This window comes from Streptomyces adustus, assembly GCF_009377175.1.
GTDB classification, from domain to species: Bacteria; Actinomycetota; Actinomycetes; order Streptomycetales; family Streptomycetaceae; genus Streptomyces; species Streptomyces adustus.
The window spans coordinates 1-11,929 of the sequence record NZ_VJZD01000279.1 but is presented as its reverse complement, the minus strand read 5'-3'; the positions used below and the strand labels follow the sequence as shown (position 1 = coordinate 11,929).

The following is an 11,929-nucleotide window of genomic DNA, read 5'->3' as shown; positions in this document are numbered from 1 at the left end:
CCCGACGGCAGGGGCGGGTCACCTGCGAGGCACCCCGGAGGACCCCCGCACCATCAGCTCGCCCCGGACCGTCGCGATCTCCCCCGGCGGCGGTTCCTCGCGCCCCATCGCGATGCGCCCGGCGCGCGCCCCCGCCTCGGCCAGCGGCAGCCGCACGGTCGTCAGGGAGGGCACCGCGTCGATGCTGAAGGGGAGGTCGTCGAAGCCGGCCACCGACACGTCCTCGGGGATCCGCAGCCCCGACTCGCGCAGCGCGGCGCAGGCACCCAGGGCGACGGAGTCGTTGGCCGCGACGACGGCCGTCAGCGACGGGTCGCGGCGCAGCAGTTCCAGCGTCGCCTCGTAGCCGGAGCGCCGGTCGTAGCGGCCGTGCACCGTCCAGCGCGGGTCCTCCTCGATGCCCGCCGCGGCCAGCGCCGCCCGGTGTCCCTCCAGCCGGTGCCGGGTGGTCGTACGCTCCTCGGGGCCCGCGATGTAGCCGAGCCTGCGGTGCCCGAGCCCGATCAGGTGCTCGGTCAACTGCCGTCCGCCGCCGCGGTTGTCGAAGGTCAGCGCGACCGCCCGGGTGTCCGGCGCGGGCGGCCGCCCGCACAGCACCACCCTGGTCCCGGCCTCGGTCAGCTTGCGCAGCTTGGCCGCCACGGCCGCCGCGTGCGGCTGGTCCTCCACGGCGCCGCCGGTCAGCACCACGGCGGCGGCCCGCTGCCGCTGGAGCAGGGTGAGGTAGGTCAGTTCGCGCTCCGGGGAGCCGCCGGTGTTGCAGACGACGGCGAGCCGTTCCCCGCCGGCCCGCCCGCCGGGACCCCCGATCTCCGCCTGGATGGCGCTGGCCATGATCCCGAAGAAGGGGTCCGCGATGTCGTTGACCAGGATCCCCACCAGGTCGGAGGTGGCGGCGGCGAGTGCGCTGGCCGGACCGTTCAGCACGTAGTCCAGCTCGTCGACGGCGCGCAGCACCCGCTCGCGGGTGGAGGCCGCCACCGGGTAGTTGCCGTTCAGCACGCGCGACACCGTCGCGGGGGAGACCTGGGCGCGGGCCGCCACGTCTGCCAGGGTCACCGTCATCTCGTCGTCCTCCGGTCGCGCATGTTGTCGTACCTGCTCGTACGTCGTGTGGGCACAGGCCGTGCGCAGGTCGTACGCAGTGCATGTACAGGGGATACACAGGCCCACGAGCCACAGCCGCGGTTTCGTGCAGTTCGGGCAGACCTTACGGCCTCACCCCCCTGTTGTTCGCCCCCTCGAACAACTCGAAGTGGACACGGCCTTGTCCGGACCACTGGTCAGAGGCTAGCTTCTTCTTGCGTAGAAAGCGCTTGCTGTGCGGCTTACCAGTACAACCAGGGCAACCGGGCGCTCGGCGCCTACGAAGGGACCGACGTGACACGCAAGACGGTGCGTATCGCCATGAACGGCGTGACCGGGCGCATGGGTTACCGCCAGCACCTCGTCCGCTCCATCCTGGCCATCCGGGACCAGGGCGGGCTCGACCTCGGCGACGGCACCGTGCTGTGGCCGGAACCGGTCCTGCTCGGGCGCCGCGAGCACGCGCTGCGCGCGCTCGCCGAGCGGCACGGCCTGGAACACCTCTCGACCGACGTGGACGCCGTCCTCGCCGACCCGACCGTGGAGATCTACTTCGACGCCCAGGTCACCTCGGCCCGCGAGGAGGCGATCAGGAAAGCCATCGCCGCCGGGAAGCACGTCTACACCGAGAAGCCGACCGCCACCGGACTGGACGGCGCCCTGGAACTGGCCCGCCTGGCCGACGCGAAGGGCATCCGGCACGGCGTGGTCCAGGACAAGATCTTCCTGCCGGGCCTGCTCAAGCTGAAGCGCCTCGTCGACGGCGGCTTCTTCGGCCGGATCCTCTCCGTCCGGGGCGAGTTCGGCTACTGGGTCTTCGAGGGCGACTGGCAGTCCGCGCAGCGCCCGTCCTGGAACTACCGCGCCGAGGACGGCGGCGGCATCGTCGTCGACATGTTCCCGCACTGGGAGTACGTCCTGCACGAGCTGTTCGGCCGGGTGAAGTCCGTCCAGGCCGTCGCCACCACCCATCTCCCGCAGCGCTGGGACGAGCAGGGCAAGCCCTACGACGCCACCGCCGACGACGCCGCCTACGGCGTCTTCGAGCTGGAGGGCGGCGCCATCGCCCAGATCAACTCCTCCTGGGCGGTCCGCGTCCACCGCGACGAACTCGTCGAGTTCCAGGTCGACGGCACCGAGGGCTCGGCCGTCGCGGGGCTGCGGGGCTGTCGCGTCCAGCACCGCTCCGCCACCCCCAAGCCCGTCTGGAACCCGGACGTCCCCGCCACCGAGGCCTTCCGCGAGCAGTGGCAGGAGGTCCCGGACAACGCGGAGTTCGACAACGGCTTCAAGGCCCAGTGGGAGCTGTTCCTGCGGCACGTCTACGCCGACGCCCCCTACCACTGGGACCTGCTGGCCGGCGCCCGCGGTGTCCAGCTCGCCGAACTCGGCCTGAGGTCCTCGGCCGAGGGCCGCCGCCTCGACGTACCGGAGATCGAGCTGTGACCCTCCGGCTCCCCGACCGCCACGGCGGGCTGCGCGCGTACGAGCCCCGCACGGAACCCCTCGCCCTCACCCCCGGCACCCCCTTCACCTCCCGTACGGTCTTCTCGGCGGCGCATGTCGTCGCCGACCCGTTCGCCGACGCGGGCCCCGACTCCCCGGCCGCCGTCGACTGGGACGCCACCCTCGCCTTCCGCCGCCATCTGTGGTCCCATGGGCTGGGCGTCGCCGAGGCCATGGACACCGCCCAGCGGGGCATGGGCCTGGACTGGGCGGGCGCGGCCGAACTGATCCGCCGCAGCGCCGCCGAGGCGAAGGCGGTCGGCGGCGAGATCGCCTGCGGCGTCGGCACCGACCAGATCACCGCCGGGTCGCTGCCCGAGATCCGGCGGGCCTACGAGGAACAGCTCGCCCTCGTCGAGGAGTCGGGCTCCCGGGTGATCCTGATGGCGTCCCGCGCGCTGGCCGCAAGCGCTTGCGGTCCCGAGGACTATCTGGAGGTCTACGGCCACCTGCTGCGCCAGGCCGCCGAACCGGTGATCCTGCACTGGCTCGGCCCCATGTTCGACCCGGCGCTGGAGGGCTACTGGGGCTCGGCCGACCTCGACGCGGCCACCGAGGTGTTCCTGGACGTCATCGCCGCCCACCCCGACAAGGTCGACGGCATCAAGGTGTCGCTGCTGGACGCCGGACGTGAGATCGCCCTGCGCCGCCGCCTGCCCGACGGCGTCCGCTGCTACACCGGCGACGACTTCCACTACCCCGAGCTGATCGCCGGCGACGAACGGGGGTTCAGCCACGCCCTGCTCGGCGTCTTCGACCCGCTGGGCCCCCTGGCCGCCGAGGCCGTCCGGGTCCTGGACACCGGGGACACGGCGGGCTTCCGTGAACTCCTCGACCCCACCGTCGAGTTGTCCCGCCACCTCTTCCAGGCCCCCACCCGCTTCTACAAGACGGGTGTGGTCCTGCTGGCCTGGCTGGCCGGCCACCAGAGCCACTTCACGATGGTCGGCGGCCTCCAGTCGGCCCGCTCCCTGCCGCACCTCGCCCGCGCCTACGAACTCGCCGACGGACTGGGCCTGTTCCCCGATCCGAAGCTGGCGGAGGAGCGGATGAAGACCCTGCTCGCCCTGTACGGAGTGTCACAGTGACCGGACTTGAGCGTTTCTCGATCAACCAGATGACGGTGAAGCAGCTGTCGATGCCCGAACTGGTCGACGCCTGCCTGGAACTCGCCGTGCCCGGTGTCGGCCTGTGGCGCGAGCCGGTCGCGGCGTACGGGGTGCGGGCGACGGCGAAGCTCGTCCGGGACGCGGGCCTCGCCGTCACCACCCTGTGCCGGGGCGGCTTCCTCACGGCGACGGACCCGGACGGGCGCGCCGCCGCCCTCGACGACAACCGCCGCGCCGTCGAGGAGGCGGCCGCGCTCGGCACGGACACCCTGGTCCTGGTCTGCGGCGGCCTGCCGGCCGGCTCCCGGGATCTGCGCGGGGCCCGGGAGCGGATCGCCGACGCCCTGGCGGAACTGGGCCCCTACGCCGAGTCCCACGGCGTCCGGCTCGCGATCGAGGCCCTGCACCCGATGTACGCCGCCGACCGCTGCGTGGTCTCCACCCTCGCCCAGGCCCTGGACCTCGCGGAACGCTTCCCCGCGCACCAGGTGGGCGTCACGGTCGACACGTACCACGTCTGGTGGGACGACTCCGCGCCCCGGCAGATCGCCCGCGCGGGCGCGGGCGGCCGGATCCACGCCTTCCAGCTCGCCGACTGGACCACCCCGCTGCCCGCGGGCGTCCTCGACGGGCGGGGCCAGATCGGCGACGGCGCGATCGACATGCGGGAGTGGAAGGGGTACGTGGACGCGGCCGGCTACACCGGGCCCATCGAGGTCGAACTCTTCAACGAGGGGCTGTGGGCACGCGACGGCAGGCAGGTGCTGGCGGAGACGGCGGCCCGGTTCGCCGAGCACGTGAACCCGCACGGATCCGCGGTGGGCGGCCCGGGCGACGCCCGCTGACCGGGGCGGGAAACGGCCGGAAAAAAACCGCGGGGACCGTACAACCCTTCCGCCGCCTGCCGGGTCGTACGTGGCATCAGGACTTCTGGAGGGGATCCGGGGGGATCGCGGGGTTCTGATGGGGAGGGAATCCGAGGGGGCCGGGTCGACGGACCGGGCCCCCTCGACGTATCCCCGGGCGCCCGTGAGAACCGGTGGCCGCCGGCGGGAGAACCGGTGGCCGTCCGCGTTGTCGGACCGCGCGGGTACCGTCGGACCATGTCCAATCAGGCGGAGGCCTCCCCCCGGTCGGAGGAGCGGCGTACGGCCGTACTCGAAGGCGTGCTCGAACGCGTGACCTACGCCAACGAGGACAACGGCTACACGGTCGCCCGCGTCGACACCGGCCGCGGCGCCGGTGACCTGCTGACGGTGGTCGGCGCCCTGCTCGGCGCCCAGGTCGGCGAGTTCCTGCGGATGGAGGGCCGTTGGGGCTCCCACCCGCAGTACGGCAAGCAGTTCACCGTCGAGAACTACACGACCGTGCTGCCCGCCACCGTCCAGGGCATCCGCCGCTACCTCGGATCGGGCCTGGTCAAGGGCATCGGACCAGTCTTCGCCGACCGCATCACCCAGCACTTCGGCCTGGACACGCTCAGGATCATCGAGGAGGAGCCCAAGCGGCTCATCGAGGTCCCGGGCCTCGGCCCCAAGCGCACCAGGAAGATCACCGAGGCCTGGGAGGAACAGAAGGCGATCAAGGAGGTCATGCTCTTCCTCCAGACCGTCGAGGTCTCGACGTCGATCGCCGTGCGCATCTACAAGAAGTACGGCGACGCCTCGATCTCCGTGGTGAAGAACCAGCCCTACCGGCTGGCCTCCGACGTCTGGGGCATCGGCTTCCTGACCGCCGACAAGATCGCCCAGTCCGTCGGCATCCCGCACGACAGCCCGGACCGCGTCAAGGCAGGCCTTCAGTACGCGCTTTCGCAGTCCGCCGACCAGGGCCACTGCTATCTGCCCGAGGAGCGGCTGATCGCCGACGCGGTCAAACTCCTCCAGGTCGACACCGGCCTGGTCATCGACTGCCTGGCCGAACTCGCCGCACCGCCCGAGGAGGGCGAGGACCCCGGCGTCGTACGGGAGAAGGTGCCGGGGGCGGACGGCGGCGAGTCCGTCACCGCCGTCTACCTCGTCCCCTTCCATCGCGCCGAACTCTCCCTCTCCGCCCAGCTGCTGCGCCTGCTGCGCACGGAAGCCGACCGGATGCCCGCCTTCCACCACGTGGCCTGGGACAAGGCGCTCGGCTGGCTGAAGGGGCGCACGGGCGCCGAGCTCGCGCCCGAGCAGGAGGCCGCGGTCCGGCTGGCGCTCACCGAGAAGGTCGCCGTGCTCACCGGCGGCCCCGGCTGCGGCAAGTCCTTCACCGTCCGCTCGATCGTGGAGCTGGCGCGGGCCAAGAAGGCCAAGGTGGTGCTGGCCGCGCCCACCGGCCGGGCCGCCAAGCGGCTGGCCGAGCTCACCGGCGCCGAGGCGTGCACCGTCCACCGTCTGCTGGAGCTCAAGCCGGGCGGGGACGCGGCCTACGACCGGGACCGCCCGCTGGACGCCGACCTGGTGGTGGTCGACGAGGCGTCCATGCTGGACCTGCTGCTGGCCAACAAGCTGGTCAAGGCGGTGCCGCCGGGCGCCCACCTGCTCTTCGTCGGGGACGTCGACCAGCTCCCGAGCGTCGGCGCGGGGGAGGTGCTCAGGGATCTGCTGGCCGACGGCAGCCCGGTCCCGGCCGTGCGCCTGACCCGGGTCTTCCGCCAGGCCCAGCAGTCGGGCGTGGTGACCAACGCGCACCGCATCAACTCCGGGCAGCATCCGCTCACCGACGGGCTGAAGGACTTCTTCCTCTTCGTCGAGGACGACACGGAGGAGGCCGGCCGGCTCACGGTGGACGTGGCGGCCCGCCGTATTCCGGCCAGGTTCGGGCTCGACCCGCGGCGGGACGTCCAGGTGCTCGCCCCCATGCACCGCGGCCCGGCCGGCGCCGGCACGCTCAACGGCCTGCTCCAGCAGGCTGTCACCCCCGGCCGCCCCGATGTGCCGGAGAAGCGGTTCGGCGGCCGGGTCTTCCGGGTCGGGGACAAGGTCACCCAGATCCGCAACAACTACGAGAAGGGCGAGAACGGGGTCTTCAACGGCACCGTGGGCGTGGTCACGTCGCTCGACCCCGTCGACCAGCGTCTGACGGTCCTGACGGACGAGGACGAGGAGGTGCCGTACGAGTTCGACGAACTGGACGAACTGGCACATGCGTACGCGGTGACCATCCACCGTTCACAGGGGAGTGAATATCCCGCCGTGGTGATCCCCGTCACCACCGGTGCATGGATGATGCTCCAGCGGAATCTGCTGTACACGGCGGTGACCCGGGCCAAGAAGCTGGTCGTGCTGGTGGGTTCGCGCAAGGCGATCGGGCAGGCCGTACGCACCGTGTCGGCGGGAAGGCGCTGTACGGCACTGGATTTCCGGCTCGCGGGCGCCTGATCCAGGCCTGTGCGGCAGGGCTCACAAAAAATGATCGATCAAATGAGTCGTGAAGGTCACAGAGCTCTTCCGGTTACGGGTGCAAGGGGGCAGGATGAGCAAGTTGACGGCACTGAGTGCCGCCGATAAGCCCAATGGTCGACCCCGAGTGCACTCTCCTGCGCCAAATGGGGGATGGTAGAGACAGTCAGGGCAACCTCGAAGATGAGGCACAGAGTCGGTGAGGGAAGACGTGAGCGACAACTCTGTAGTAGTGCGGTACGGCGACGGTGAGTACACCTACCCGGTGATTGACAGCACCGTCGGTGACAAGGGCTTCGACATCGGGAAGCTCCGGGCCCAGACCGGTCTCGTGACTCTGGACAGCGGCTACGGCAACACCGCCGCCTATAAATCCGCGATCACCTACCTCGACGGCGAAGCGGGCATCCTCCGCTACCGCGGCTACCCCATCGAGCAGCTGGCGGAGCGCTCCACCTTCCTGGAGGTCGCCTACCTGCTCATCAACGGCGAACTGCCGACCGTCGACGAGCTCACCTCGTTCAAGAACGAGATCACGCAGCACACGCTGCTGCACGAGGACGTCAAGAACTTCTACAAGGGCTTCCCGCGCGACGCCCACCCGATGGCCATGCTGTCCTCGGTGGTCTCGGCGCTGTCCACGTTCTACCAGGACAGCCACAACCCGTTCGACGAGAAGCAGCGCAACCTCTCCACGATCCGGCTGCTCGCCAAGCTCCCGACGATCGCGGCGTACGCGTACAAGAAGTCGGTCGGTCACCCGTTCGTCTACCCGCGCAACGACCTCAGCTACGTCGAGAACTTCCTGCGCATGACGTTCTCGGTGCCGGCGCAGGACTACGAGCTCGACCCGGTCGTCGTCTCCGCGCTCGACAAGCTGCTGATCCTGCACGCGGACCACGAGCAGAACTGCTCGACGTCCACGGTCCGCCTGGTCGGTTCCTCGCAGGCGAACATGTTCGCGTCGATCTCGGCCGGCATCAACGCCCTCTGGGGTCCGCTGCACGGCGGCGCCAACCAGTCCGTCCTGGAGATGCTGGAGGGCATCCAGGCCAACGGCGGCGATGTCGACTCCTTCATCCGCAAGGTGAAGAACAAGGAGGACGGCGTCCGCCTGATGGGCTTCGGCCACCGGGTGTACAAGTCCTTCGACCCGCGCGCCAAGATCATCAAGGCCGCCGCGCACGACGTCCTCTCGGCCCTCGGCAAGTCCGACGAGCTGCTGGACATCGCGCTGAAGCTGGAGGAGCACGCGCTCTCCGACGAGTACTTCGTCGCGCGCAACCTCTACCCGAACGTCGACTTCTACACCGGCCTGATCTACCGCGCCATGGGCTTCCCGACCGAGATGTTCACGGTCCTGTTCGCCCTGGGTCGTCTGCCGGGCTGGATCGCCCAGTGGCATGAGATGATCAAGGAGCCGGGTTCCCGCATCGGCCGTCCGCGGCAGATCTACACCGGCGTCGTCGAGCGCGACTTCGTGCCGGTCGAGGAGCGCTGAACCCCACCGGGGGTTGACACCGCAGGTCTGAGACAGCGGGTCTGAAACAGCAGAAGGCGCCCTGCCGCCGGTCCCCCCACGGGCCGGCGTACAGGGCGCCTTCCCATGTCCCGGTGCGGATTCCCCCCACGGGATCCGGCCGGGCGTCTGAGGCAGCGCCTGAATCGCTGTATTGCTGTGTGCGGTTGTTGAACAGAACGAGCACGTCGTACGTACTGGTCGGTACCTGCGATCTGCCGGGACACCGCACGCTGGGAGGGCCGCTCAAAGCTCCCCGGTGTGTGTGCCCCGGCGACGCATCTCTGAGGAAGTCCCCCAAGACATCCCCAGATGCCAGGAGGCGCCCCCCAAGACGCTCCCTGACATCGCCAAACTTAGACCTTCGAATCCCTTCGATGGTTACGTTCACAGCACTGTGATCTGCGTCTCTTGCGGATGTCCGTTAGGTGCGCAAGAGTCCTGATACGCCGATCGGGGCTCAAGCGTAAGGATGATGCGCGAGCCTTGTGAAGAGCTTATGTGAGGCTCGCGCCGGACTCTAGGGGGACTCTTACTTCCGATGCGGTGACGTGATGTTGATCCTCGGTAACGAAGGGTGTCTCAGCGGAAGGCCCGCAGTCGCAGACTGTTGCTCACCACGAACACGGACGAGAAGGCCATCGCCGCCCCCGCGATCATCGGGTTCAGCAGCCCCGCGGCGGCCAGCGGCAGCGCGGCCACGTTGTAGCCGAACGCCCACACCAGGTTGCCCTTGATCGTGGCCAGCGTGCGCCGGGACAGCCGGATGGCGTCCGCGGCCGCCCGCAGGTCCCCGCGCACCAGCGTCAGATCGCTCGCCTCGATCGCCGCGTCGGTCCCCGTGCCCATCGCAAGGCCCAGGTCCGCGGTGGCCAGCGCGGCCGCGTCGTTGACCCCGTCACCGACCATGGCCACGGTCCGCCCCTCGCCCCGGAGCCGCCGTACGACCTCGACCTTGTCCTCGGGCAGCACCTCCGCGATCACCTGGTCGATGCCGACCGTCCGGGCCACGGCCTCGGCCACCGCCCGGTTGTCCCCGGTCAGCAGCACCGGCGTCAGTCCCAGCGCGCGCAGCTCCCGTACGGCCTCGGCGCTGGTCTCCTTGACCGCGTCCGCGACCGCGAGGACCCCGTGGACCGCGCCGTCCCAGCCGACGACGACGGCGGTACGGCCGGCCCGCTCGGCCTCCTCCTTGGCGCGGGCCAGCTCCGCGGGCAGGGCGGCGGACAGCTCGGCGAGCCGTCCCACGGCCACCTCGTGCCCCTCCACCCGCCCCTGGACGCCCCGCCCCGGTACGTTCTCGAAGCGCTCGACCGCGGGCAGGGTCCCGATCCGCTCCTCGGCGCCCGCCGCGACCGCGCGCGCGACGGGGTGCTCGGAGGCGTGCTCCAGGGCGCCCGCGAGCCGCAGCACCTGCCGCTCGTCGGCGCCGTCGGCGACGTACACCTCCTGGAGGGTCATCCGGCCCGTGGTCACCGTGCCGGTCTTGTCCAGGACGACCGTGTCGACCCGGCGCGTTGACTCCAGCACCTCCGGGCCCTTGATCAGGATGCCCAGCTGCGCCCCGCGTCCGGTGCCGACCATCAGCGCGGTCGGGGTGGCCAGGCCCAGCGCGCACGGGCAGGCGATGATCAGCACGGCGACGGCCGCGGTGAAGGCGGCGGCCGTCTCGCCGGTGGCGAGGAGCCACCCGGCGAAGGTGGCGGCCGCCAGCAGCAGCACCACGGGCACGAAGATCCCGGAGATCCGGTCGGCGAGCCGCTGCACCTGCGCCTTGCCGTTCTGCGCGTCCTCGACCAGCCGGGCCATCCGCGCCAGCTGGGTGTCGGCGCCGACCCGGGTGGCCTCGACGACGAGCCGTCCCCCGGCGTTGACGGTCGCGCCGGTCACCGCGTCCCCGGCCGTCACGTCGACCGGCACCGACTCGCCGGTCAGCATGGACGCGTCCACCGCCGAGGTCCCCTCGACGACCGTGCCGTCGGTCGCGATCTTCTCCCCGGGCCGTACGACGAACCGGTCCCCGACCGCCAGCCGGGCCACCGGGATCCGCACCTCGCGTCCGTCCCGCAGTACGGCGACGTCCTTCGCGCCGAGCTCCAGCAGCGCCCGCAGGGCCGCGCCGGCCCGGCGCTTGGAGCGGGCCTCCAGGAAGCGGCCGAGCAGGATGAAGACGGTGACCCCGGCGGCGACCTCCAGATACAGCGTCGAGGAGGGGTCCGTACGGGAGAGGGTGAGGTCGAAGCCGTGCCGCATGCCCGGCATGCCCGCGGTGCCGAAGAACAGCGCCCACACCGACCAGCCGAACGCGGCCAGCGTGCCGACCGACACCAGCGTGTCCATGGTGGCCGCGCCGTGCCGCAGGTTCGTCCAGGCGGCCCGGTGGAAGGGCAGGCCGCCCCAGACGGCCACGGGGGCGGCCAGGGTGAGCGAGAGCCACTGCCAGTTGTCGAACTGCCAGGCGGGGACCATCGCGAGCAGCACGACGGGCAGCGCGAGCGCGGCGGAGACGAGCAGACGCTGGCGCAGGGAAGCGAGCTCGGGGTCGGCACCGGGTGCCGGCTTCCGTGCCCCGGGCTCCGCGGAACCGGGCTCCCGAGGCTCGGGCTCCCGAGGTTCGGGAGGTGCGGGCTGCTCGGCCGTGTACCCGGTCTTCACGACGGTCGCGATCAGGTCGGCGACCTGGATCCCGGCGGGGTAGGTGACCTTGGCCCGCTCCGTCGCGAAGTTGACCGTGGCGGTGACGCCGTCCATGCGGTTGAGCTTCTTCTCGACGCGGGCCGCGCAGGAGGCGCAGGTCATCCCGCCGACGAGCAGTTCGACCTCGGCGGTCGCGGTGGTGGCCGCCGGGTCGCCGGGGGCGTCTATCGGGGTCGGGGTGTCCGTGGCGGTGCTGGTCATGTGTCCGTGCTCCAGAGAACGGAACGGGCCGTGCACCACCAGTGTCGGCTGGTCGGCACGGCCCGGTCGGGAATCGGGTACGGGAAGGGAGCCCTCAGGCCCTGCCGACCAGCTCGAAGCCGGCCTCGTCGACGGCGGCGCGCAGCGCCTCCTCGTCCAGCGGGCCGGCCGAGACGACGGTGACGTCGCCGGCGGCGGCGACGGCCGTCACCGAGGTGACGCCGGGGAGCTGGGAGATCTCGGCGCTGACGGAGCCCTCGCAGTGTCCGCAGCTCATCCCGCTCACCTTGTAGACGGCGGTCACGGTACCCGGGGTGTCGGTCTGGGCGGTCATGTCGTTGCTCCTCGCAGAGGCGGGTGGGGCCGGCGGGGCCCACGAGGGGTCCACTGCCTTCAGACTATACCCCTAGGGGGTATGAATCCAGGAG

General features: G+C 71.1%; 8 protein-coding genes. 5 read left to right on the top strand and 3 right to left on the bottom strand.

The window, feature by feature from the left end:
- Nucleotides 1–18 precede the first annotated feature (18 nt).
- Nucleotides 19–1,065 carry a LacI family DNA-binding transcriptional regulator gene (locus FNH09_RS39635; RefSeq protein ID WP_152894719.1) on the bottom strand — a complete coding sequence of 349 codons (1,047 nt, stop codon included), beginning with the start codon at nucleotides 1,063–1,065 and terminating at the stop codon, nucleotides 19–21.
- Nucleotides 1,066–1,380: 315 nt separating this feature from the next.
- Here FNH09_RS39635 and FNH09_RS39630 point away from each other — a divergent pair, with 315 nt between their 5' ends.
- The 5 genes from FNH09_RS39630 (at nucleotide 1,381) to FNH09_RS39610 (ending at nucleotide 8,585) form a co-directional block, all read left to right on the top strand.
- On the top strand, nucleotides 1,381–2,532 hold the full coding sequence (locus FNH09_RS39630; RefSeq protein ID WP_162469787.1) for a Gfo/Idh/MocA family protein: 1,152 nt from the start codon (nucleotides 1,381–1,383) through the stop codon (nucleotides 2,530–2,532).
- On the top strand, nucleotides 2,529–3,680 hold the full coding sequence (locus FNH09_RS39625) for a DUF993 family protein (protein WP_162469786.1): 1,152 nt from the start codon (nucleotides 2,529–2,531) through the stop codon (nucleotides 3,678–3,680). The genes FNH09_RS39630 and FNH09_RS39625 overlap by 4 nt, the downstream gene beginning before the upstream one ends.
- Complete coding sequence (locus FNH09_RS39620; RefSeq protein WP_338017827.1) at nucleotides 3,677–4,546, top strand: sugar phosphate isomerase/epimerase family protein; 870 nt, start codon at nucleotides 3,677–3,679, stop codon at nucleotides 4,544–4,546. The genes FNH09_RS39625 and FNH09_RS39620 overlap by 4 nt, the downstream gene beginning before the upstream one ends.
- A 258-nt stretch (nucleotides 4,547–4,804) precedes the next feature.
- Complete coding sequence (gene recD2 / locus FNH09_RS39615) at nucleotides 4,805–7,063, top strand: SF1B family DNA helicase RecD2 (RefSeq protein WP_152894718.1); 2,259 nt, start codon at nucleotides 4,805–4,807, stop codon at nucleotides 7,061–7,063.
- Between the two features lie 232 nt (nucleotides 7,064–7,295).
- Nucleotides 7,296–8,585 (top strand): citrate synthase, encoded by a 1,290-nt coding sequence (locus FNH09_RS39610; protein WP_162469785.1) that lies wholly within the window; start codon nucleotides 7,296–7,298, stop codon nucleotides 8,583–8,585.
- A 600-nt stretch (nucleotides 8,586–9,185) separates the two neighbouring features.
- Here FNH09_RS39610 and FNH09_RS39605 read toward each other — a convergent pair.
- A complete protein-coding gene (locus tag FNH09_RS39605; protein WP_152894717.1) occupies nucleotides 9,186–11,501 on the bottom strand; it encodes a heavy metal translocating P-type ATPase in 2,316 nt (771 codons plus the stop codon).
- Between the two features lie 94 nt (nucleotides 11,502–11,595).
- Entirely contained in the window at nucleotides 11,596–11,835 is a 240-nt protein-coding gene (locus FNH09_RS39600; protein ID WP_152894716.1) for a heavy-metal-associated domain-containing protein, read from the bottom strand.
- Nucleotides 11,836–11,929 lie beyond the last annotated feature (94 nt).